Source organism: Mycobacterium sp. RTGN4 (genome assembly GCF_033804635.1).
Lineage (GTDB): Bacteria > Actinomycetota > Actinomycetes > Mycobacteriales > Mycobacteriaceae > Mycobacterium.
On sequence record NZ_JAPZLB010000021.1, the window covers coordinates 24,555 to 46,408 of the forward strand.

Here is a 21,854-nt window from a genome sequence, read left to right on the forward strand (position 1 = left end):
CTACTCGGTCCCATCGAGATCGGTTGTCATCACGCCGGTTTCAAGCAGCGGCAATTCGCCGCCTGCCACGGCGTCGACGGCCTGTGGGTCGAGCTCGAACAGCTCGCGCAGCGCCTCGGCGTAGCTGTCCCCGCCCGGCGCACTGGCCAGTTGTTTGACGCGCACGGTCGGCGCGTGCAGAAGCTTGTCGACGACGCGGCGCACCGTGCGGGCGACCTCGTCGCGGTAGGTGGCCTCAAGACCGGGTAGCCGGTTGTCGAGGCGCAACAGCTCGGCTTCGACGACGTCGGCGGCGCGCTGCCGCAACGCCGTCACGGTGGGAGTGACCTCGGCCATGCGCTGTCCGGCGAGGTAGTTGGCCACCTCCTCGGCGACGATTCCGCGGGCCGCCTCGGCGTCCGAAGCGGCCGCCCTGGCGGCGGGTTCACGCTGAATGCGGTCCATGTCGACCATGTAGACGCCAGGCAGCCCAGCCACGGCGGGATCGACGTCGCGAGGCATTCCGAGGTCGCAGATGACCAGCTGCTTGGGCTCCTGCCCGTGTGCCAGCCCGCGGTGCACGTCGGCCAGCGAGACCACCGCCCGCACCGCGCCGGTACACGAGACCACGATGTCGGCGTCGGTGAGCACGGGCTGGATGTGGTCGAACGGGAAGGCGTGCGCGTCGACGCCCTGTTGGCGGAGGTTCTCGACGAGCCGTTCGGCACGCGGCAGGGTGCGGTTGACCACGTGGACCCGCCCGATGCCCGCGCGCACCAGATGCGCGGCCGACAGCGCGCCCATGGAACCGGCACCGATCACGACGGCCGTCCGTCCGGCCAAGCCGTTCAACTTGGTGGCTGCCATCTCGAGCGCGACCGACACCACCGAGGCACCCGCGGCGTCGATCCCGGTCTCCGAATGCACCCGCTTGCCCACCGAAAGCGCACGCTGCGCGAGTTCGTGCAGCGTGCGTCCGACGGTGTGGTGGGTCTCGGCGCTGGCGTAGGCGCGGCGGACCTGCCCGAGCACCTGCTGCTCGCCGATGACGGCGGAGTCCAATCCGCTGGTCACGGCGAACAGATGCTCGACGGCGGCCTCGGCATAACGCACGTAGGCGTACTTGGTCAGGTCGCCCAGCGACATTCCGGAGTGCTCCGAGAGCACCGACCCGATCACGGAGAGGCCACCGTGGAAGGCCTCGACGACGGCGTAGACCTCGACCCGGTTGCATGTTGAAAGCACCATTGCTTCGGTGACCAGGGAGGACTGGAGTACCTGTTCGACGATCTTGGCTTGATCGGACTCGTCGGTGCTCAACTGTTCCAGGACGGATACCGGCGCGCTGCGGTGCGAAACTCCGAAAAGCAGAACGCTCATGGCCTCGTCACCACACCTCTACCCCGTCGCTTCAACTCGCCCCAGGAACGCCGTCAAAGGTATCCGTTTACCAGCCTCGGAACCAAATTTGCTGTCGTGGCGAACCTGGTGGCTCATTCCGCACCGGCGGGCACCGAAAGGTCCGCACGCAACCGCTGCTCGTCGACCTCCCAATAGCTGTGCTCGCGACCGTCCAGCAGCACGACGGGCAACCGGTCGCCGTACTCGGTGCGTAGCGCGGGGTCTCCCGCCGCCGCGGCGGCATCGACGTCGGTTGCGCCGAGCGTGAATCCCAATTCCTGCGACATCGCCGCCAACTGGTCCTTGGCGCGGTCACACAAACAACAACCCGCACGAGTAAGCAACATCACCTCGTGCATTCCCCGGTCGCTCCGCTCCTGCCCTCCGATGTGAACCATGGTGTCCAGTATCCAGTCTTCGGTGTCCTACTGTTGAACTGTGTCGGAGTCCGGTGACATCACAGCCGAGTTCGGTGAGGATGCGCCCAGCACTCCGCTGCCACCCCCTCCCGATCTGACCGCTGCGGCATTCTTCGACGTCGACAACACGTTGGTTCAGGGTTCGTCGCTAGTGCACTTCGCCCGTGGGCTGGCCGCCCGCAAGTTCTTTACCTACGGCGACCTCGCGCGGTTCGGATACGCGCAGGCCAAGTTTCAGCTCACCGGTAAGGAGAACAGTGACGACGTCGCGGCCGGTCGCCGCAAGGCGCTGGCGTTCATCGAGGGCCGCAAGACCTCCGAACTCGAAGAGGTCGGCGAGGAGATCTACGACGAGATCATCGCCGACAAGATCTGGCCCGGCACGCGTGCGCTGGCGCAGATGCACCTGGACGCCGGCCAGCAGGTCTGGTTGGTCACTGCCACGCCCTACGAACTCGCGGCCACGATCGCCCGCAGACTCGGCCTCACCGGGGCGCTGGGCACCATCGCCGAGTCCGTGGACGGCGTGTTCACGGGTCGACTGGTCGGCGAGATCCTGCACGGTGCCGGGAAGGCGCATGCGGTGCGGCAGCTGGCCATCCGGGAGGGCCTGAACCTGAAGCGCTGCACCGCCTATTCGGACAGCTTCAACGACGTGCCAATGCTGTCGTTGGTCGGCACGGCCGTCGCGATCAACCCCGACGCTGCGCTGCGCGACGTGGCCCGCGAGCGAGGGTGGGAGATCCGCGACTTCCGCACCGCGCGCAAGGCTGCGCGCATCGGGGTGCCGTCGGCCCTTGCGCTCGGTGCCGTGGGTGGGGCCCTGGCTGCGGTCGTATCCAGGCGTCAGGGCGGCGGTTGAGGCCGCATGCGATCAGCACGGTGACTGCGCGCTGATAGGCTCAGCGCCGCCGAACGCAGCACCGGCCAGAGCGCACAAAACGGGGAGCATTCAGTGAGCATCGCCGAAGACATCATCGGAACCCACTATCGGTACCCGGACTATTTCGAGGTCAACCGAGAGAAGGTTCGTGAGTTCGCGCGGGCGGTCAAGGACGACCACCCCGCCCACTTCAGCGAGGAAGCGGCCGCGGAGTGCGGTCAGGCCGCACTGATCGCGTCGTTGACCTTCGTCGCCGTGGCAGGCCGCAAGGTGCAGCTGGAGATCTTCGAGCAGTTCGACGTGCCGATCAACATGGAACGCGTGCTGCATCGCGACCAAAAGCTGATCTTCCACCGCCCGATCGTCGTCGGCGACAAGCTGTGGTTCGACTCTTATCTGGATTCGGTCATCGAGTCACACGGCGCCGTCATCACCGAGATCCGCGGTGAGGTCACCGACGGCGACGGCAACCCGGTGTTGACCAGCATCGTGACGATGTTCGGCGAGTCCACCAGCAACGACGCCGAAGTGACGGCCCAGATCGCGGCCGGGCGGGACGCCGCGATGCAGCGAATGATTGCTGGGCAAAGCAAGTAGCCACACTTGGCGACTATCCCAGGAACATGTTCCTGCGGTTGGCCAGCAGCTGGTACAGCGTCTGCTGGATGGTCTCGCGGACCTGGTCGGTCAGTTCGAAGGTGACCATCGGGTCCTCGGCGTCGTGCTCGTCATAGCCGTCGGTGGGGATCGGCTCGCCGAACTGGATGTGCCACTTCGAAGGCAGCGGGATGAGTCCCGCGGGCCCGGCCAGTGGGAACAACGGTGTCACCGGGAAGTAGGGCAGGCCGAGCAGCCTGGCCAACAGCTTCACGTCGGCGATCATGGGGTAGATCTCCTCCGACCCGACGATCGAGCACGGAATGATGGGCGCCTTAGCGCGCAGCGCAGCCGCAACGAAGCCGCCGCGGCCGAATCGCTGCAGCTTGTAGCGGTCCCGGAAGTGCTTGCCCAGACCCTTGTAACCCTCGGGGAACACCGCGGTGAGGTGTCCGGCACCAAGCAGTCGGTGGGCGTCGGCGGTGCATGCCATGGTGTGGCCGGCCTTGCGGGCCAGCTGCCCCATCACGGGCATGTCGAAGACCATGTCGGCCGCGAGCAGTCGCAGGTCGCGTTGCGCGGGGTGATGGTCGTGCACGGCCACCGACGCCATCAATCCGTCGAAGGGAAGCACGCCGGCATGGTTGGCGACCACGAGCCCAGCGCCCTCGGCGGGCAGGTTCTCGATGCCGCTGACCTCGACCCGGAACCAGTGCCGGAACAGGCCCCTCAGCAAAGGCAGAAGAATAGCTTCGTTGAGGTGCTCATCGAAGCCGAACTCGTCGACGGTGTAGTCGCCGGCCATCCGCTTGCGGACGAACTCGGCCACCGCGGCGATCCGCTGGGACAGCTCGTTGGGCCCCTCGTCGACCTGTTGGCCACCGTCCGCCGAGAAGCGCCGTTGGTCGATTTCACGAACCACCGCAGCCATTTGATCGGCCGACGCCCTTGCTCCCGAATCAGCCAGCAGCGACGGATGGCGGCGCGAACTTTCGGCCCGAGCCGCCGCGCGGCGCTGGGCCGACCCCCGTCCCGAATTCGAGTGCAGCGGAATAACTTTGGCTTTTGACTCGCCAGCCACGTCTTTACCTTCTCCCCACCCGATTGAATCTAGCTACTATCGTCCCCAACGCTGTGCCGCTAACACCGCACGACTCTCCATTGAGCGTACCCAGCGCGGGTCGATGATCGGCGTCAAACTTCGACCCCGCACGTAATCGTCGAAAGCATCCGCGGTGGTCCACTTCGGGTTATAACCAAGGTCTTTCCGCATCCTTGCGGTGTCCATGACCCGGCCGTAACTCAAATAGTTCAGCTGCTCACGATCAAGCTCAGTGTACCGAGTTGCGCGCCTCAGCGAATCCACAGCAGCGAGCGCAGAACGCGGCACCGGAAACGGGATCCGGCCCGACCGGCGGATCGCCTGCGACATCATGATGATGCCAGAGGCGCCGACGTTGAAGGTGCCCGCCCGGCCGGCTACCGTCGCCCGCTCGAGGGCACCGAGCGCGTCCTGCTCGTGCAACAGCTGCAGTCGCGCATCGTGGCCGAGCACCGACGGCACAACCGGGCCTGCGAGATAGCGAGACAGCGCGGTGTCCATCGCTGGCCCGATCATGTTGGCCAGCCGAAGGATGGTGACGGCGATGTCGGGACGACGCCGGGCCAGCCCGCGGGCATAGCCCTCGATATCGATGCTGTCGCGCGCGAAGCCTTCGCCAGGGGACCGCCGGGAAAGCCCGTCCTCAGTGAACAGCACCGGGTCGCGAGGACTCGAGCCGTACACCTCCGAGGTGGACTTGAGCACCACCCGACGCACCGACGGCGCCTTCTGACAGGCCGCGAACAGCTGCATCGCGCCCATCACGTTGAGCTCCTTGAGCGCCGCCCCACCGCCGCCACGTGGCGCATACGACGCCGCCGCGGCGTGCACGACGGTGTCGACGTCGCCGTTGCGGATGACCTTCGCGATGAACGGATTGCGGATGTCGGCCCGAACGAACTCGGCGCGTCCCATCCGTCGCAACAAGTCCTTGCTCGGAGCGATCGCGTCGACGGCGATGACGTGATTGATGAGCGGATCCTGCGCCAGCCTGGCAGTCAGGTAGCCACCCAGGAACCGGCATGCGCCAGTGACGAGCACCACCTTGGGGTAGTGCACGGTGTCTTGGGAGTCAGACCCTCCGGAGCCCTGCTGGGGCTTCCCGGAACGGCCTTCTGCATCCATCCGGTCAGCCTAACGGCACAAGCGAAGAGCTACTTGCCGAGTTTTCTACGCTGCACCCGCGTGCGACGAAGCAGCTTGCGGTGCTTCTTCTTCGACATGCGCTTGCGACGCTTCTTGATGACTGAACCCATGTACTCCGCTACCTACTTCACCGATGCACTGCCTGAAACTGCGAAGAGATCGGAATCTCAGAGAGATACGCGATCTCACCGCAGTCTCGGCGTGTTTCCGACACGACTGAACCTGGCTACCTTACCGAAGTCGGGAGTCCGAACCTAAATGGCCCGTCCCGCGGCAGTGCTTAACCCGCGTCGAAGTACGACGTCTCCAGTAGGTCGTGCACCGCCTTGGCATGCACACGGAACGATCGGCCCACGCGCACGGCGGGTAGTTCACCGTTGTGGACCAATCGGTACACCGTCATCTTGCTGACCCGCATGAGGCTCGCCACTTCGGCGACCGTGAGAAATTGAGCTCGTGGCGGTTGACCATCGCCAGCAGAGGCGTCACGCGACGCCTTACCGTTGGCAGAGGCCGATGGCCCGTTCATAGACGTCATCGCAACCCAATCCATCAGGCACGGCCAGGCCCCGCGGCTTCCCCACCGCAGGCACGAACGCGTGCTTACAACGAGGACAATAGCGTGGCCAATGGGGTTATTGCGACGGGTGTGGGGTAATAAGTTCGAAATTGGTAAACTACTCTGATGTAATTCCTAGCTGCTCAGAGCGTGTTTTTGCGGCCGCAACGGCGTCCGCGACGGCCGCCCGCAGGCCTCCACGCTCGAGTTCGCGCAGCCCAGCGGCGGTGGTGCCGCCAGGAGACGTCACGGTCGCGCGCAGCTGAGCGGCGCTGGTGTCCATCGCCGTGCCCATCGCCGCGTCACCGGCCGCCTGCTGCTCGTCGAGCCGCTCCAACAGCATCGCGGCCGATCCGGCCATCGTCTGGGTCACCAGATCGGTCGCCACCGGGCGCGGCAGCCCCGCCGCAACGCCGGCGTCGACGAGCGCCTCGACCATCAAGAAGAAATATGCGGGCCCCGACCCGGACACCGCAGTGACCGCGTCGAGCTGGTTTTCGGGCACCGTCAACACGCCGCCGACGGCGTCGAAGATCGCCGACACCTCCTTGAGCTGGTCGTCCGTCGCGAAGCGACCACGCGCCAAGGCGCTGACTCCGCCGCCCACGACCACCGGAGCGTTGGGCATGACCCGAATGACGGGTGCGCCCGCAGGCAGCTTCGACTCGTAGAAGGCCGTGCTGACGCCCGCCACCACCGTGACGAAAACCTGCTCGGCACTGTTGTTCTCGGCACGCGCGGCGGCCGCGGCGATGTCGACGAGCGCCGCCTCGACGTCAGACGGCTTGACCGCGACGATAACGAAGGTGGCGTTCTCGGCAGCGTCGGCTACCGACGTCAACAAGACCGAGTAGGTGTCCGCAAGGTATTTCGCCCGCTCCGGGAACTTCTCGGCGACGACCAAGTCCTTGGTCTGACGCCCTGCGCGCAAGAGTCCGGAAAGCAGTGCCTCGCCGATACTTCCGCCGCCGATGATCGCAATTCTGGCCACGTGGCAAGCATTGCACAGGGTTACTGCTCAGCCGGGACCAAGGCGAGTTGGCGGGACTGCACGATGATTCGGCCCTCGCAATCGACGACGAGGTGGTCCTCGTCGAACCAGTCCTGGCCGATCTGCATGGTGGTGCACATCACCCGCAACCAGCCGTCCGCAGGCCTGCCACGTAGGTACGCCGTCAGCTGCACCGTGGGCGCCCAACCGAACCGGTTGACGCCGAAGGTCACCGGCGCCGACACGTCGCCACACAGCAGCGCGAACAGCACGTCGGGCGACCCTTCCCGCGGCCGCACCCAGTACTCGATGACGGGTGGCCCGCCGTCGGCGCGTGGGGCCATCGTGGTCAGCGACGGCCGGATGTCGCAGCCGTGCGCAAGGTGCACGATGTCGGCCATCGGATGGCCAGGGCCGATCGGCTCCAGCCCGGGCGGCGGGTCCGGCGTCATCAGCGCGACGACGGGATTGACCGAGAGCAGCGGTGCGACATGGTGTTCCGGCTCGGCCAACGTCATGACGGCCCGCACGGCTGTTCTGTCCCCTTGCTTGAGCTCGACGTCGACCAGGTTGACGCGGCGGCCCCGCTTGCGCGTCGTGCAGACCAACTGCAGCGGGCCAGGGTCCGGCGCCCACAGGAAGCTGCCCGACACCGCGATCGGCTCAACGCCGGGTACCTCGAGCGCCTCCCTTGCTGCCTTCGCACACAACGCCAACATCGCGCCGCCATGCACCTTCTCGCCGATGGTCCAGTGCTGGTTGAGCATGCCGTCGAAGACGGATACGTCGCCTTGAACCGACACCGCGGTGAGCGTCATCGCGTCGGAGAACCGCGTGGAATCCGTCATGCCAGTCCGTTCTTCGCGCAAGCGCTCATCACCTCAACAAGTGTTCCCGTGCGAACTCGAGCGACTCCACCAACAACTCCTCGCGTTCGGCGGCGTTGCGTGCGCGTGACGTCGTCACCTCGAGGATGACGTGGCCCGAGAAGTCGCTGGCCGCCAGCGCCTGGCAGACCTCCCTGGTGGGCTGACTGCCCCGACCGGGCACCAGATGCTCGTCGGTGGATGCCCCACTGCCGTCGCACAGATGCAGGTGCACGAGTCCGTCGCCCATCCTGCGGGCCATGTCGATGGCGTCGGTGCCTGCGGTGGCCGAGTGCGAAAGATCCAGCGTGTAGTGGGCGTGATTGCCGTCGAGCGGGTCGTAGGACGGTGCGAACGCCGAGATGGCCGGTCCTGGAGCTCCGCCGCGCTTGCGCATCCGCTCGATCGACGGCTGGCCGGTCCCCCAGATGCGGTCGGCGCGGAACGGAAACATGTTCTCGACCGCGACCAGGACGTCGCTGGACGCCTCGAGTTCGGCGACCTGCTCCGAGAAGCCTTCCGCGTAACGACGCTGCCACCGGAATGGCGGATGCACCACGACGGTCTGGGCGCCGAGCTCTTCAGCGGCCCGCACACTGCGCTCCAGCTTCGGAATCGGGTTGGCGCCCCACACCCGCTGTGAGATCAGCAGGCACGGCGCGTGCACGCTGAGCACCGGCACGTCGTACCGCTTCGACAACTCGGCGATCGCTGCGACGTCCTGGCTGACGCTTTCTGCCCACACCATGAGCTCGACGCCGTCGTACCCGAGTCGGGCGGCGTACTCGAAGGCCGCCTCGGTCCTCAATGGGTAAACCGAAGCAGTCGAAAGACCGACCTTTATCGCAGGGCGCACTGGGGACTTATTTTGGCGCGTTAGTGCGACTGCAGCAGTGCCAGGGGGCCCAATGTGACCAACGCGCCGACAGCCACTGCAATCAGTGTGCTGCCGATGTCCTCGGTCTTGCGCACCACCCGCACGCCGATGACGAGGCCGAGGATGACGAGCACCGACAGCACCAGCGCGACGATGTTGTTCCACTTCCACAACAGGTCGAAGGCGATGAACAGGCCGGCGCCGAATGCGACCGCAAGGATGCACTGCGCGACCACCCACACACCCCGCAGGAAGACCCCGCCGTGCGGCTGGTCGACCTCGACGTCCTCGTCGTGTTCGAGGTGGGCGTCCTCGCCGAGGTCGATGTCCTCTGGTCCGGGCTGCAGGCCGCGACGAGCGATGTCGTCGGCGACGGACTGACCGCCGCCGAACAACGTGTCGCTGGTCGAACGCAGGTACGACGGAACCTCGAACGCGACCTGCGTGGCCTGATCGTCTGATCCGTTGCGGGCGTCCTCGAGAGGCGGCTCGTACTCGAGCGCCTCGATCAGGTCGGCTTCGTGGCCCAGGTCGTCGTCATCGTCGTCGGCAACCGGATCCGGGCTCATCTGCTCGGCCCCGCCCGCGGGCACGGAGAATCCCGGCGGGCTGGCCACCGGTGGACGGCGCGGCGGCGCGGTGAACTCGATGGGGCCTGCCTCGACGCTGCGCTGCTCGAGGTGAGCTTCGTAGTCGGCTTCCGCCTTTGAAACCGCCGGAGCTTCGGTGACATTGGGCGTGGTGTTGGAAGCGTCGTCGATGTTCTCGGCGGCCTCGACCCGCGCTTCGGGCTCTGCGGGGCGCCTGGTGCCGTGGGGCCTGGCGTGGGCGTAGCCACCGTTGGCCGCCGGCGGGAGCGGGGGCGGCTCGTGGTCCAGGTCGGCGTGGTCCAGGTCGTCGTGGTCCAACTCCTCGGCGTGCGAGGTGTCGGTGATGATCGGGATCTCACCCGTCAGCTCGGCGACGGTGACCGAGTCGGTATTGCCGCGTCGACGGCGACGGCGGCCTCCGACCGGCGGCGAGCCGATGCTTCCGTTCTTGGCGAGCAACTCGGCGACCGATATCGGCCTCGTGCTGCTGTGGCTGTCTTCTGGTTCTGTCATCGTGTGTTGCCTCTGGCCATCGCTTTTGTCACGTGAGCCAAGTCTGCGGAAGCCTGCACCAAAGCGGTTCCGTCGGCCTCGCTGTCGAGTTTCCGCAAAATCAGCCCTTCCCGCAACGCCCATGGGCAAATGTCCACTGTGTCGATCGCAAGGGCCTTCATACTCGCCTCAGCAACCAGAGCGCCCGCCACGATCTGTGGCGCCCGCTCGGCGCTCACCCCTTCCAGTTCAGCTCGGTCAGCCGTGGTCATCCTAGAGATGAAATTTATGAGTTGCCGCAGTCCCGCCGCTGTAAGTGTCCTCTTGACTCGGGGTCCTGCGCCGGAAGGCGCCGCTCCGGTGAGTCGCGCAAGCGACCGGAAGGTCTTCGATGTCGCCACGGTCAGGTCCGGCGCACCCGCGTCGAGCACCTTGGCGCCCGCGTCGGCGAGCTCCGTCGCCAGCCAGTCTCTCAACATGGCCACCCGGCGCCGACCCGGCGGATCGTCCTGCAGCCACTCCCGCGTCAACCTGCCAGCGCCGAGCGGCAGCGACAGCGCCACCTCAGGCTCCTCGTCGACGCCGCTGGACAATTCCAGCGAACCGCCACCGATGTCGATGTTGATGATGCGCCCGGCACTCCACCCGTACCAGCGCCGCACCGCCAGGAAAGTCAGCCGGGACTCGTCGACCCCGGACAGCACCCGTAGCGCCACGCCCGTTTCGGAGTTGACCCTGGCGAGCACGTCTTCGGAGTTCTTCGCGTCCCGCACGGCAGACGTGGCGAACGCCATCAACTCGGCGCATCCCGAGCTGGCGGCGATCTTCGCGAACTCGTCGATGGTGCCGACCAGCTTGTCAGCGCCCTTGCGCGTCAGCTTTCCCGAGTTGTCGATCGACTCCGCCAACCTCAACGAGGCCTTGGTGGAGCTCATCGGGGTGGGGTGACCGCCACGCCGCGCATCCACAACCAGCAGATGAACCGTGTTGCTGCCCACGTCGAGCACGCCCAATCGCACGAGACCCACGTTATCGGGTCTACCGTTGTATTCCGTGATGGGATCGCCTCCGCCGAAGAACACCCGAGAGGTGGAACTCGACTTCGCCCGCGAATGGGTTGAGTTCTACGACCCCGACAACCCAGAACATCTGATCGCCGCCGACATGACGTGGCTGCTGTCGCGGTGGACGTGCGTCTTCGGCACGCCGGCCTGTCAAGGCACCGTCGAGGGACGGCCCGACGACGGATGCTGCAGCCACGGCGCGTTCCTGTCCGACGACGACGACATCGCGCAGCTCGAAGAATCGGCCAAGCTCCTGACGGACGAGGACTGGCAGTTTCGGGAGAAGGGGCTGGGCCGCAAGGGCTACCTCGAGATGGACGAGTACGACGGCAAGCCCAACTACCGGACGCGAAAGTACAAGGGCGCCTGCATCTTCCTCAACCGACCCGGCTTCCCGGGTGGCATCGGGTGCGCGTTGCACAGCAAGGCGCTCAAGTTGGGCGTCGAGCCGCTGACCATGAAGCCCGACGTCTGCTGGCAACTGCCCATCCGCCGCAGCCAGGAGTGGGTGGCCAGGCCGGACGGGACGGAAATCCTGCGGACCACCATCACCGAGTACGACCGGCGCGGATGGGGCGAGGGTGGGTCCGATCTGCACTGGTACTGCACCGGCGACCCGAATGCTCACGTCGGTGCGCGTCAGGTGTGGCAGTCCTACGGGCCGGAGTTGACCGCACTGCTCGGCGAGAAGGCCTACGCCGAGTTGGCCGCCATGTGCGCGCGGCGCAAGTCGTTGGGGCTCATCGCCGTGCACCCGGCGACGCGCGCCGCCGAGTGACCTAAGCCTTTCACCCCAAGCGCCAACATGCGGGCGCTCGCCGAGATCTGCAGCAGGGCCGTTGCCCCGATGTCGCATCATTTGAATGATTTGCTAGAACTCCATTTGTATGCGAAAGTTCGAGAACTGTCCCGATGGTAGGCAGCGAACCAACAGCCGACTCCAATGATTTCGGAGCCGCCCGATTCCGAAGTCCAGCTCGACCGAATATCCAGTAGAGGGTGATATACGATCTTGCGATGGTGCGCGGCGAGGCCCCTCAGCACGGGTCACTCGAGCCCGCTGAACACGCCAAACCTGCCTGCTGTAGCAGTGACGTCACTACCTACGAATATCTTTGCAGAGCATGATTTGGCAAACCTCGACAAAGCTTGCTCAACGGTATTGATGCCGCATTGAGCTCCCGAACGTCGACGACGGCAGCACCGCGGCACCGGTGCTGCCGTCGTCGACTCGAGGGCCTCGCGATCAACCGGCGTGCGTGACGATCCAGTCGTCGGTCACCCATCGACCCTCGAGTTCGGGAAGCTGCGTCGCCAACTCCTGCGACAGGTCGGGATCCATGAGCACGACCTCGTCCGCCGCCGCCGACACCAGGGCGTCCGGCGAGATGATGGCGATGTCCGTGCCGGGCATTCGCCGGCCCTGCTTGGCGGGCGAGGCGTCCGCAACGGCTGCGACGAGTCCGCTGTCCAACCCTGCCCGCGTGAACAGCGCGACGGCCTGCGGGGTCGCGCCGTATGCGAACACCCGGCGCCCCGCGAGGCGTTGGTGCTCAAGATAGCGCCGCAATGCCACGGCATGGCCGTCGGCGACGGACTGCAAGGTGCTCAACGTGGCCGGATCGATGAGGTGTCGCTCCGCTGATTGCATGTGCTGGATGACTGAATCAGCATGGTGCGCCTCGTGTTCGTGAACGGCGGCCACCAAGGTGGTGCCACCGTGGAGCGCGAAGTCCCAAGCGGAGACCAGTCGCATGCCGACATCAGCGAGCAAGCGCACCAGAGCCGGTATGGAGTAGTAGGCGAAGTGCCCCTGCTGCAACGCATTCCATTGCCCGTGTTCCACAATGGAGGCAAGCGCGTGATATTGGAGCAGCAGTACTCCACCCGGCAGAGTCGCAGCGGCACGTTCCGCGAACGCGGCCCGCTGGTCGGGCTCGTGCGTGAGGCCAAAGCAGTCCAGCACGATGTCCGCGGCACCAGGCGCAGGCGCGATGTCGCACTGCTCCAACAGTTCCAGCCAGCTGCCCCCGTGCGGACTTCCGAACTCCCGCACCGTCGCTCCGGTGAGCCACCCGGCCGCGGTCACCCTGGCTACGGCGTCGCGGGCCTGCTCCCGCAGCGCCCGAGATTCGACGCCACGGGGTTCTGAGGTGACGGTGTCGTCGTCGGCCAGCTGCGCCAAACCGCAATCGCCACACAGGTGCATCGCCAGTGGGAAGCCGGGCTCCCCAGGCAGTCCGGCGGGCACGGCCCCGAGGTCGAGCACCCGACTCAGTACGCGGTGTCCGCATGCGCGGCAACCGGTTCGGCGCGGGGTCATGAACCCACGACCGCGCTCGGATCGACGTTGCTGACGATAGCAACGACAAACGAGTCATCCACCAGATCAAGGCGGTCCGACTCACATTTTCGGCACAATATTCGCTGCTCTCCCCCGATGTACTCGCAGGCCCCACATGCCCCAGCGGAGCCTTTACGCAAGCGTCAGAGGAGCCACCATAGCAGGTATGGCTAAGGTCGCTAAAGTTGCTGAACTCGCATCCGCGGGAGAAGGGTTCCCGAGCTCACCCTTCGAGCTTGTAGCCCAATCCCCGCACCGTGACGAGGTGAACGGGGTTGGCCGGGTCCGATTCGATCTTCGACCGTAGCCGCTTCACGTGAACGTCCAACGTCTTCGTGTCACCCACGTAGTCGGCGCCCCACACCCGGTCGATGAGCTGACCGCGCGTCAACACCCGCCCGCTGTTGCGCATCAAATATTCGAGCAGGTCGAATTCCTTGAGCGGCAACGTAATCGGTTCACTGTTGACGGACACGATGTGACGTTCGACGTCCATCCGCACCGGCCCGGCCTCCAGCACTCCGTCGCCGACACCCGAGTCATCGGTGTCAGCGCCGCGGCGCAAGACCGCCCGGATGCGCGCGATCAACTCACGCGCCGAGTACGGCTTGGTGACGTAGTCGTCCGCGCCGAGCTCCAGCCCCACGACCTTGTCGATCTCACTGTCCCGCGCGGTCACCATGATGACCGGGACGCTCGAGCGGGAACGTAGTTGCTTGCAGACGTCGGTCCCGCTCATTCCCGGCAACATCAGGTCAAGCAGCACGATGTCGGCACCGGCTCGCTCGAACTCGGCAAGAGCCGATGGGCCGTCGGCGACTACCGTCGCCTCGAAGCCCTCCTTGCGCAGCAGAAATGCCAGGGGATCAGCCAGGGACTCTTCATCCTCCACGATCAACACACTCGTCATCAGAGCGCCGTGCCTTCCGTCATCGCGCCTTCCGAGGCGGCCTCCACGATCAGCACACTGGTCATTGGTCTGGCTAGTCCTCTCGTTCGTCTTCATTGTCTAGGTCGTCGTCGCCGGGGTAGGCCGGAATCGACAGGGTGAACGTCGATCCGGTGCCGGGCTGACTCCACAGCCGGATGGATCCGTTGTGATTGGCCGCAACGTGCTTGACGATGGCCAGCCCTAATCCGGTACCGCCGGTGGCCCGGGAGCGGGCCTTGTCGGCGCGGAAGAAGCGTTCGAACACTCGCTCCTGATCCGCCCGCGCAATGCCGATCCCGCGGTCGGTCACTGCGATCTCGATGTTGTCGCCGCGGCGGCGCCTGCTGATCGAAACGGGCGACCCGTTGGGTGAGTAGGCAATGGCGTTGGAGACCAGGTTGGCGAGTGCGGTGACCAACAGCGGCTGATCGCCCATCACGCAGAAGCCCGTCGGCGCATCCGTCGTGATCGCGATGTCGGCGTTGTCGGCGGCTACCTTGTAGCGCGACAGCGCCTCTGCGACCACCGTGTCGACCTCGACGGCCTCCAGATCGGGCAGCGGTTCGGCGCCTTGCAGCCGCGACAGTTCGATGAGCTCGCCGACCATGTTCGCGAGCCGTTTGGATTCGGCGACCATCTTCTCGGCGAACCGGTAGACGGTGTCCGGGTCGTCGGTCGACGCCATCAGCGCCTCGGCCAGCACGCCCATCGCACCGACCGGCGTCTTGAGCTCGTGGCTCACGTTGGCCACGAAGTCGCGTCTGCTTGCCTCCATGCGGGCGTACTCGGACTGGTCGTCGACGTAGACCACGGCAAACCGGCGGTCGTCCTCGGTCAGCAGGCGTACGTGGCCACGCACCGAGATTCCGGAGCGCCCTGGGTTCGCGCGCTTGACGGGAGAAAGCTCGACCTCGACGCCCTCGCCGGTGGCCAGTGTGTGCTTCGCCGCCGCCCAGGCGCGGTCGTCGAGCAAGCGGTCGCGCACCAGGCCGAACTCGCGGGCCTGGTCATTGGTGTAGACGACGTCACGGTAGGTGTCGACCACGACGATGCCCACAGGCGAAAGGGACACGATGCGCTGAAGCATCTGCGAAATCGTGATGCCGTCCTGCTCCACGGCCTTGCGCAGCTTGCGCTCGGCCAACCGTGGGGTAAGCGCGATCCCAAGCGCGGCGCCCAGCGCCAGCGCGAGAATTGCCACGACTGCGGTTAGCAGCAGTGCGGTTACCACACTCACGGGCAAATCGTACGTTTCCGGTGAACGTCATCCCAGCAGCGTGCGGCCATTTCGGTACAAGTCACATACACAAATACAGGAGTTTGGCCCCTGTTCACGTGAGTTCACTCAGTGTTCGCCTGCGAGGGGCCGATGGCGGCCTCCCCCGCCTGGCTATTTCGCGCCTTGGGCCGCAACCGCCGCCGCACCGGCCGCCGCGGCGTCCGGATCGAGGTACTCGCCGCCCGTAACGGTCGGTTTCAGGTCGGCGTCCAGGTCGTAGCGCAGCGGAATGCCGGTCGGGATATTGAGCCCGACCACGTCGGCGTCAGTCATCCCGTCCAGGTACTTGACCAGCGCACGCAGCGAGTTGCCGTGCGCCGCGATCAGCACCGTCTTGCCCGCCTGCAGGTCCGGCACGATGGTCGCTTCGTAGTACGGCACGAACCGGGCGACCACGTCGGCCAGACACTCGGTCAGCGGGCCGCCATCGATGTCGGCATAGCGCGGGTCGGCGTCCTGGCTATAGGTACTGCCCTTTTCGATGGGCGGCGGCGGCGTGTCGTAGCTGCGGCGCCACTGCATGAACTGCTCTTCGCCGTACTTGGCCTTGGTCTCGGCCTTGTCCAGCCCCTGGAGCGCGCCGTAGTGCCGCTCGTTGAGCCGCCAGTCCCTGTGCACCGGGATCCAGTGCCGGTCGGCCGCGTCCAACGCCAGGTTGGCGGTGGTGATGGCTCGGCGCATCAGCGAGGTGTAGAGCACGTCGGGCAGCAGGCCCTCGGCCTTCATCAACTCGCCGCCGCGGACGGCCTCGGCCCTGCCCTTGTCGGTGAGGTCGACGTCGACCCAACCCGTGAACAGGTTCAGCGCGTTCCATTCGCTCTCGCCGTGACGGAGCAGCACCAGAGTCGCCATACCGACGATGCTATCCCGGCAACCGTCAGGCGTCCTGGTCGTCCGAGCCGCCGTCGTCTTCGATGAGGTGTTCGAAGGCCTTGAGGTTCTTCAACGACTCGCCGCGCTTGACCCGCCAATCCCATTCCTTCTGGATGGACGTGCGAAAACCCAATTCCAGCAAGGTGTTGAAGTCCCGATCGACGACGTCGACCACCTGGCCGAACAGCCGGTCGAGCTCGTCGGGGGTCACTGCGTGCAGCGACATCCGGCCGGTCAGGTAGATGTCGCCAAGGTTGTCCAAGGTGTACGCGAGGCCGTACAGCTTGCGGTTGCGCCTCAACATGAAGCGGTAGACGCCCTCGTAGTTCTCTTCGGGCTTGCGACACAGGAAGGCTTCGATGCGCACGCCGTGCATGCCCACCGACAGGATCGTGTTGGTGATCAGGCGGCGCTCCCCCGGCAGCGCCACCACGATGCCCGGCAATCCGCCGGAATCGCTGTCGTGCAACGCGTAGTCGAGTCCCTGCTCCTCGACGGCGTGCTCGATGACGCGGTGGGCGTCGTTGGAAGCCTCCTCGCGGACGGATGCGCTCACGCGCGGACCCCGCGACGCAGGGAGAACCTGCGGCCGTTGCGGCGCGCGCCAACGCCCCGCCGCGGATGGCGGGCGCCGTAGTCGGTGATCGCCCGCCCGTAGCTCGCCAGCAGCGCGTCGACGGTGTGGGCCCAGGAGAAGGTGGCCGCATGGTCGATGGCAGCGGCGCGCATCGAGTCCGGACCGCGCTGCAACAACCCGTCGATGGCGGCCGCCCAGTCGTCGACGCCGTGGCCGTCCACCAGCACCCCGCTGACGCCGTCGCGCACCGCGACCGGCAGTCCGCCCACCGCGGCGGCCACGACCGGCGTACCGCAGGCCTGCGCCTCGACCGCGACGAGCCCGAACGACTCGGAGTAACTCGGTACGGCGACCAGGTCGGCGGCGCGGTACACGTTGGCAAGTTGAGCCCGCGGCTGAGGCGGCAAGAACGTCACCCGATCGGTGATACCCAGCTCCGATGCCAGCTGAACCAGCCCGTCGGGCGTCGCCAGGCCTGAGCCCGACGGGCCGCCGACGACGAGCACGCGCACATCGGGCAACTTCGCCGCGGCCCGGAGCAGCACGTCCGGCGCCTTGAGCGGCTGGATGCGGCCGACGAAGGCGACCAGCTGATCGTCTGGTGCAATGCCGAGCGCGGCCCGCGCGGCGCGCTTGTCGCCGGGGGTGAACGTCGCGAGATCGACGCCGGGGTGGACGACGTCGATGCGGGTCGGATCCGCGTGATGAAGCGAAACCAGCTGTCGCGCTTCATCTTCGGTGTTGACGATCAGCCGGTCGGCTTCGTCGACCACCTGCTGCTCGCCGACTGCCCGCAACGGAGGCTCCGGTGAGTCGCCGATGGCCAGCGTGGCGTTCTTCACCGCGGCGAGCGTGTGCGCCGTGTGCACCAGCGGTACGGCCCAGCGGTCCCTGGCGAGCCAGCCCACCTGCCCCGACAGCCAATAGTGCGAATGGACGATGTCGTAGTAGCCCGGCTCGTGATTGGCCTCGGCGCGCAGCACGCCTGCGGTGAACGCACACAGCTGTGTCGGCAGATCGTTCTTGTCGAGCCCCTCGAACGGTCCCGCTACGACGTTGCGTACCAGGACGCCTGGCGCCACGTGGACCAGCGGTGGATCGGCCGACGACGTCGCCCGCGTGAAGATCTCGACCTCGACGCCCCTGCGGGCAAGCTCAAGCGCACTCTGCAGCACGTAGACGTTCATCCCGCCCGCATCGCCGGTACCCGGTTGAGCCAATGGCGAGGTATGAACCGACAACACGGCGACGCGCACACAACCATCCTTGCACTGCGGTGACAGTGGTCAGCGAACAGCCACGTCAGCCACGTCGGCAGCCGAGTGCAGCCAACAGATCAGGCGGTCGATTCGGAGCGCTGCGCGCGCCGCATGGCCCCGACCGGGTCGGCGTACAGCCCACCGAGCGACACCACCCCGGCACCGGCCTCCTGAACGCGGTTTCCGAAGGCCGTCACCCGGATGTCGCGCGGCGCGAGCACGGACCGCTCGGCGAACGCGGCCTCGACCAGTTCCATGCCCTCGGGGTATTCGGTGAACGCCTGCCCGCCGACGACGAGGTCGTCTGGGTTGAGCATGTCGCGCAGCATCGCAACGGCGTGCCCGAGCACCTGCGCCCGTTCGGCAAGCAGTTCCTGTGCCTTCGCGTTGCCCTGACGCGCCGCGCGCAGCACGGCTCCGATGGTCGACGCCGGGCCGTCGGTCGGGACAATGCGCAGCTTGCGGGCCGCGCTCAACACCGCCTCGTCGCTGACCGTCGACTCCAATTGTCCTGTGTTGCCCAACAATTCGGACTGCGCGGGCAGCGCCGCTATGGTTCCCGGCCCGCTGGTCGGCGAGTGCACCCGACCACCGATCGACAGTGCGTATCCGACGGTCTCGCGGGCGTAGACGTACAAGCTGGTGGCCGTCGGGGTGTTGGAGCGGCGCACGCCGAGCAACAGTTCGGCGCCGGCCATCGCGTCAACGTGGGAGGCCACCGACACGGGCAGCCCGAGCGCCTCGGCGAGCACCGGCCCGACCGGGGCGTCCGACCATCCGAGCCTGGCGTGGTCGAAGTACCCGGTGGCGGTGTCGATGACTCCACCGGCGGCGACCCCAACCCACAACGCCTTGCGGCGGTGCCAGCGACTCAGGTACCGGCGCGCACTCTCGGCCAAGGACGCCAGCGCGGCGTTCTGCGGGCCCTGCGGGGTGGGGGTCTCCACCACGTCGAGCGTGCGGCCAAGCAGGTCGGTGGCGACGATGCTGGTGGTACGCGCCCCGAGGTGGATGCCAAGGGTCAGGAACGGCTCGTGGTTGACCTCGACGGGGACGCGTGGTCGGCCGATGGCGCCAGATACGGCCAGATCGGCCCGCTCACGCAGCACGCCCGAATCGAGCAATGCGGTGACCTGGCGATTGACCGTGGCAATGGAAAGGCCGGTGACCGACGCGATGGTGTCGCGGGCGATCGGCCCGCGCAGACGGGCGGCGCCGAAGACGGATCCGGCGGCGGCCTCGGCGACGCGCAACGACGGCGCCACCACGTGGTGGCGAGCGAGTAGCAGCCGCTTGGCCTGGGATGATTCAGTGCGAGGTTCGGACGCGGCGGCACGCTTGCCGAGGAGTCCGGTGGGGGTCTTGCGAAGAGTGGTTGGTGTGCTCACGGGATGTCCTTGTCAGAGTGGTCGGCGGGGATCCGGGCCACGCCTGGCGACTCTCTAGGACAGAACGTCCGTGATCAGTCAGGCGCGACGAATTGCGCAACGACAACACGAACGCCGAGTGGCGATACGGGAAGCCTGACCTGTGGACACCAGGAGAACTTAGCACGCCAACTAAAGTCTGTGGAATGACGGCACCAGAAGCGCATCAGCGCATAGCGGTCGTCACCGGCGCCAGCTCTGGCATCGGTGAGGCGACCGCGAGAACCCTTGCTGGACTTGGCTTTCACGTGTTCTGCGTGGCACGGCGCGCCGACCGGATCAAGGCCCTGGCCGACGAGCTGGGCGGGACCGCAATTGTGGCGGACGTCACTGACGCTTCCGCGGTCGACGCGCTGGCAGCGCGGCTCGACAGCGTCGACGTGCTGGTCAACAACGCAGGCGGGGCCAAGGGCGTGCAATCGGTCGCCGACGCCGACCTCGAGGACTGGCGGTGGATGTGGGAGACCAACGTGATGGGCACGCTGCGCGTGACCAGGGCGTTGCTCCCCAAGCTCATCGCTTCGGGCGACGGGTTGATCGTCACCGTCACCTCGATTGCCGCGTTCGAGATCTACGACGGCGGTGCCGGCTACACCTCGGCCAAGCACGCACAGGCCGCGCTGCACCAAACCCTGCGTGGCGAACTGTTGGGAAAGCCGGTGCGGCTCACCGAGATTGCCCCCGGCATGGTCGAAACGGAGTTCTCGCTGGTTCGCTTCGGCGGTGACGAGTCCCGCGCCGACGCGGTGTATCGGGGCATGACGCCGCTGGTCGCCGAGGACGTCGCGGAGCTCATCGGTTTCGTCGCGTCGCGTCCGCCGCACGTCAACCTGGACCAGATCGTCATCCGACCGCGGGATCAGGCTTCGGCGACGAGAAAGTTCACCCGCCCGGAGCAGTAGGTACCGAATTGGCCTGGCTCGGCGGGGTCGTCGTCGGCGTGCCCGAGAGCGTTGGCGCGTCGGTGGGCGTCGCGGGTGCGCTGCTGGGGATGTTCGTCGGCTTGGCCGAAGAGCTGATGGCCGACATCGCCGTCCAGTCGTCCCAGCTGACGGCCCAGTCCCAGATGTCGCCGTCCGCATACGACAGTTCGATCGACGTGCCGGTCACCTCGACGGGATCGCCGTAGATCGCGGTTTCGAAGTACTGCTGCGCGTTGTCGAGCGACAGGTTGATGCAGCCGTTGGTGACATTGCTGCTGCCCTGCACCCCGACGGTGTTCGGGTTGGCGTGGATGAACTCGCCGTTGTTGGAGATCCGGACCGCGAACCGCTCGTGCACGTTGTTGTAGCCGGCGGCCGGGTTGGACATGTAGAAGTCTTCGTACTTCTCGCTCACGACGTGAACACCGCTGCGGGTGATGTTTCGCGGCAGGTCGGCCTCGCCGTAGCTGCACGGCAGGTCGAGGATGACGCCGGCATCGGTGATCACCTGGATGCGGTGCGACGAGGCCTCGGCCTTGACCACCTGCCGGCGACCGATCTCGAAGTCGAGTGTCGAGTCCTGGGCGCCGTACGCACTGTCACCGAACTTGACGCCGTAGGTGTTGGCGGCGACGTGCACCTTGGTGCCTGCCGGGTAGTAGTCGCGGGTGCGCCAGTGCACGCGGGAGCCGCCGACCTCGTCGGGCAGCCACGCCCAGCTGCCCTCGACGGGCGGGGTGGTGGTGACGACCAGGGCCTTCTCGACGGTTGCCCTTGCGTCGTCCGGGATGGAGGCGTCGAACTGCAGGATGATGGGCGCCGCCACGCCGACCACCTGACCGTCGCCCAGCTGGAACTGACCGTTGACCTGGGTCTGCGGGTTGACCGTGGTGAAGCTCGCCGAAACCGGGACGGCCTTACCGTCGCGACCGACGATCGACCCGGCCCAGGTGTAGACGGTGCCGAAGCCCAGCGGCTCGGTGGTCGAGAACGACGTGCGTTCGGGGTTCATGACGCCCGCGACGGGCTTGCCATCAGGGTTGGTGAGCGAGACGCGCTGGAACCACCCGTTGTCGACGTCGATGCCGATGGGCGCCGTCGGGTCCACGTCGGCGGCCGCGTTTTCAGGGGTGAAGGTGGCCACCGGGGCAGTCGGCGCCTGCGTTTTGGAACCGGATTGAGGCAGACCTTTGCCCGCGCAGGCGGCCAGCACGCCGGAGGCGCCCACCGCAAGCGCGGTCATAGCCTGCCGCCGGTTCATGCTCACGTGGAGAA

The 21,854-nt window shown here is 66.6% G+C and carries 23 protein-coding genes; 4 read left to right on the forward strand and 19 right to left on the reverse strand.

Annotation, left to right across the window (positions count from 1 at the left end; translation table 11 throughout):
* Both SLQ30_RS30630 and SLQ30_RS30635 read right to left on the reverse strand, forming a co-directional pair.
* The gene (locus SLQ30_RS30630; protein WP_319450884.1) at window positions 1-1,359 is read right to left on the reverse strand and encodes a glutamyl-tRNA reductase; all 1,359 of its coding nucleotides are present in this window, start codon (window positions 1,357-1,359) and stop codon (window positions 1-3) included.
* Between the two features lie 113 nt (window positions 1,360-1,472).
* Entirely contained in the window at window positions 1,473-1,778 is a 306-nt protein-coding gene (locus SLQ30_RS30635; protein ID WP_319450883.1) for a glutaredoxin family protein, read from the reverse strand.
* A gap of 40 nt (window positions 1,779-1,818) precedes the next feature.
* Here SLQ30_RS30635 and SLQ30_RS30640 point away from each other — a divergent pair, with 40 nt between their 5' ends.
* Entirely contained in the window at window positions 1,819-2,661 is an 843-nt protein-coding gene (locus tag SLQ30_RS30640; protein ID WP_319450882.1) for an HAD-IB family hydrolase, read from the forward strand.
* A gap of 93 nt (window positions 2,662-2,754) precedes the next feature.
* A complete protein-coding gene (locus SLQ30_RS30645; RefSeq protein ID WP_319450881.1) occupies window positions 2,755-3,279 on the forward strand; it encodes a MaoC family dehydratase N-terminal domain-containing protein in 525 nt (174 codons plus the stop codon).
* Between the two features lie 13 nt (window positions 3,280-3,292).
* Here the strand turns inward: SLQ30_RS30645 and SLQ30_RS30650 are convergent, their stop codons facing one another.
* From SLQ30_RS30650 to SLQ30_RS30690, 9 genes are all read right to left on the reverse strand, one after another.
* Complete coding sequence (locus SLQ30_RS30650; RefSeq protein WP_319450880.1) at window positions 3,293-4,360, reverse strand: lysophospholipid acyltransferase family protein; 1,068 nt, start codon at window positions 4,358-4,360, stop codon at window positions 3,293-3,295.
* Window positions 4,361-4,396: 36 nt separating this feature from the next.
* Entirely contained in the window at window positions 4,397-5,506 is a 1,110-nt protein-coding gene (locus tag SLQ30_RS30655) for an SDR family oxidoreductase (RefSeq protein WP_319450879.1), read from the reverse strand.
* Between the two features lie 29 nt (window positions 5,507-5,535).
* Complete coding sequence (locus SLQ30_RS30660) at window positions 5,536-5,637, reverse strand: 30S ribosomal protein bS22 (RefSeq protein ID WP_003402602.1); 102 nt, start codon at window positions 5,635-5,637, stop codon at window positions 5,536-5,538.
* Between the two features lie 170 nt (window positions 5,638-5,807).
* Entirely contained in the window at window positions 5,808-6,065 is a 258-nt protein-coding gene (locus SLQ30_RS30665) for a helix-turn-helix domain-containing protein (RefSeq protein ID WP_319450878.1), read from the reverse strand.
* Between the two features lie 139 nt (window positions 6,066-6,204).
* The gene (gene proC / locus SLQ30_RS30670; protein WP_319450877.1) at window positions 6,205-7,077 is read right to left on the reverse strand and encodes a pyrroline-5-carboxylate reductase; all 873 of its coding nucleotides are present in this window, start codon (window positions 7,075-7,077) and stop codon (window positions 6,205-6,207) included.
* Between the two features lie 20 nt (window positions 7,078-7,097).
* Entirely contained in the window at window positions 7,098-7,925 is an 828-nt protein-coding gene (locus SLQ30_RS30675; protein ID WP_319450876.1) for a thioesterase family protein, read from the reverse strand.
* Window positions 7,926-7,953: 28 nt separating this feature from the next.
* Window positions 7,954-8,799 carry a sugar phosphate isomerase/epimerase gene (locus tag SLQ30_RS30680; RefSeq protein WP_319450875.1) on the reverse strand — a complete coding sequence of 282 codons (846 nt, stop codon included), beginning with the start codon at window positions 8,797-8,799 and terminating at the stop codon, window positions 7,954-7,956.
* 20 nt (window positions 8,800-8,819) lie between these two features.
* Entirely contained in the window at window positions 8,820-9,923 is a 1,104-nt protein-coding gene (locus tag SLQ30_RS30685; protein ID WP_319450874.1) for a hypothetical protein, read from the reverse strand.
* Window positions 9,920-10,921 (reverse strand): Ppx/GppA phosphatase family protein, encoded by a 1,002-nt coding sequence (locus SLQ30_RS30690; RefSeq protein ID WP_319450917.1) that lies wholly within the window; start codon window positions 10,919-10,921, stop codon window positions 9,920-9,922. The genes SLQ30_RS30685 and SLQ30_RS30690 overlap by 4 nt, the downstream gene beginning before the upstream one ends.
* Window positions 10,922-10,958: 37 nt before the next feature.
* Between SLQ30_RS30690 and SLQ30_RS30695 the strand changes: the two genes are divergently transcribed.
* Window positions 10,959-11,744, forward strand: a complete 786-nt coding sequence (locus SLQ30_RS30695) for a hypothetical protein (protein WP_319450873.1) — start codon at window positions 10,959-10,961, stop codon at window positions 11,742-11,744.
* A 468-nt stretch (window positions 11,745-12,212) separates the two neighbouring features.
* On the opposite strand, the gene SLQ30_RS30700 is transcribed toward SLQ30_RS30695, so the two are convergent.
* The 7 genes from SLQ30_RS30700 to SLQ30_RS30730 all read right to left on the reverse strand — a co-directional run bounded on the left by SLQ30_RS30700 (window position 12,213) and on the right by SLQ30_RS30730 (window position 19,617).
* A complete protein-coding gene (locus tag SLQ30_RS30700; protein WP_319450872.1) occupies window positions 12,213-13,289 on the reverse strand; it encodes a transferase in 1,077 nt (358 codons plus the stop codon).
* A 244-nt stretch (window positions 13,290-13,533) separates the two neighbouring features.
* Window positions 13,534-14,220: a two-component sensory transduction protein RegX gene (gene regX / locus SLQ30_RS30705; protein ID WP_319450871.1), complete on the reverse strand. Its 687-nt coding sequence runs from the start codon at window positions 14,218-14,220 to the stop codon at window positions 13,534-13,536.
* A 73-nt stretch (window positions 14,221-14,293) separates the two neighbouring features.
* On the reverse strand, window positions 14,294-15,478 hold the full coding sequence (locus SLQ30_RS30710; protein WP_319450870.1) for a sensor histidine kinase: 1,185 nt from the start codon (window positions 15,476-15,478) through the stop codon (window positions 14,294-14,296).
* Between the two features lie 153 nt (window positions 15,479-15,631).
* On the reverse strand, window positions 15,632-16,372 hold the full coding sequence (locus SLQ30_RS30715; protein WP_319450869.1) for a phosphoglyceromutase: 741 nt from the start codon (window positions 16,370-16,372) through the stop codon (window positions 15,632-15,634).
* 25 nt (window positions 16,373-16,397) lie between these two features.
* Window positions 16,398-16,901, reverse strand: a complete 504-nt coding sequence (locus SLQ30_RS30720; protein WP_413468229.1) for a YbjN domain-containing protein — start codon at window positions 16,899-16,901, stop codon at window positions 16,398-16,400.
* 44 nt (window positions 16,902-16,945) lie between these two features.
* Entirely contained in the window at window positions 16,946-18,226 is a 1,281-nt protein-coding gene (mshA, locus tag SLQ30_RS30725) for a D-inositol-3-phosphate glycosyltransferase (protein WP_413468224.1), read from the reverse strand.
* Between the two features lie 80 nt (window positions 18,227-18,306).
* Window positions 18,307-19,617, reverse strand: a complete 1,311-nt coding sequence (locus tag SLQ30_RS30730) for an ROK family protein (protein ID WP_413468225.1) — start codon at window positions 19,615-19,617, stop codon at window positions 18,307-18,309.
* Window positions 19,618-19,802: 185 nt separating this feature from the next.
* On the opposite strand from SLQ30_RS30730, the gene SLQ30_RS30735 reads away from it, so the two are divergent.
* Complete coding sequence (locus SLQ30_RS30735) at window positions 19,803-20,558, forward strand: SDR family oxidoreductase (protein WP_319450867.1); 756 nt, start codon at window positions 19,803-19,805, stop codon at window positions 20,556-20,558.
* On the opposite strand, the gene SLQ30_RS30740 is transcribed toward SLQ30_RS30735, so the two are convergent.
* Window positions 20,539-21,840, reverse strand: coding sequence for a L,D-transpeptidase (locus SLQ30_RS30740; RefSeq protein WP_319450914.1), 1,302 nt, complete (start codon window positions 21,838-21,840; stop codon window positions 20,539-20,541). The genes SLQ30_RS30735 and SLQ30_RS30740 overlap by 20 nt on opposite strands.
* Window positions 21,841-21,854: the final 14 nt, after the last annotated feature.

What these genes read in the sequence shown, in the direction of transcription:
- SLQ30_RS30630 (WP_319450884.1), bottom strand. Translation starts at nt 1,359, where the DNA reads ATGAGCGTTCTGCTTTTCGGAGTTTCGCACCGCAGCGCGCCGGTATCC.
- SLQ30_RS30635 (WP_319450883.1), bottom strand. Translation starts at nt 1,778, where the DNA reads ATGGTTCACATCGGAGGGCAGGAGCGGAGCGACCGGGGAATGCACGAG.
- SLQ30_RS30655 (WP_319450879.1), bottom strand. Translation starts at nt 5,506, where the DNA reads ATGGATGCAGAAGGCCGTTCCGGGAAGCCCCAGCAGGGCTCCGGAGGG.
- SLQ30_RS30660 (WP_003402602.1), bottom strand. Translation starts at nt 5,637, where the DNA reads ATGGGTTCAGTCATCAAGAAGCGTCGCAAGCGCATGTCGAAGAAGAAG.
- SLQ30_RS30665 (WP_319450878.1), bottom strand. Translation starts at nt 6,065, where the DNA reads ATGACGTCTATGAACGGGCCATCGGCCTCTGCCAACGGTAAGGCGTCG.
- SLQ30_RS30675 (WP_319450876.1), bottom strand. Translation starts at nt 7,925, where the DNA reads ATGACGGATTCCACGCGGTTCTCCGACGCGATGACGCTCACCGCGGTG.
- SLQ30_RS30685 (WP_319450874.1), bottom strand. Translation starts at nt 9,923, where the DNA reads ATGACAGAACCAGAAGACAGCCACAGCAGCACGAGGCCGATATCGGTC.
- SLQ30_RS30695 (WP_319450873.1), top strand. Translation starts at nt 10,959, where the DNA reads ATGGGATCGCCTCCGCCGAAGAACACCCGAGAGGTGGAACTCGACTTC.
- SLQ30_RS30700 (WP_319450872.1), bottom strand. Translation starts at nt 13,289, where the DNA reads ATGACCCCGCGCCGAACCGGTTGCCGCGCATGCGGACACCGCGTACTG.
- regX (WP_319450871.1), bottom strand. Translation starts at nt 14,220, where the DNA reads ATGACGAGTGTGTTGATCGTGGAGGATGAAGAGTCCCTGGCTGATCCC.
- SLQ30_RS30715 (WP_319450869.1), bottom strand. Translation starts at nt 16,372, where the DNA reads ATGGCGACTCTGGTGCTGCTCCGTCACGGCGAGAGCGAATGGAACGCG.
- SLQ30_RS30735 (WP_319450867.1), top strand. Translation starts at nt 19,803, where the DNA reads ATGACGGCACCAGAAGCGCATCAGCGCATAGCGGTCGTCACCGGCGCC.
- SLQ30_RS30740 (WP_319450914.1), bottom strand. Translation starts at nt 21,840, where the DNA reads ATGAACCGGCGGCAGGCTATGACCGCGCTTGCGGTGGGCGCCTCCGGC.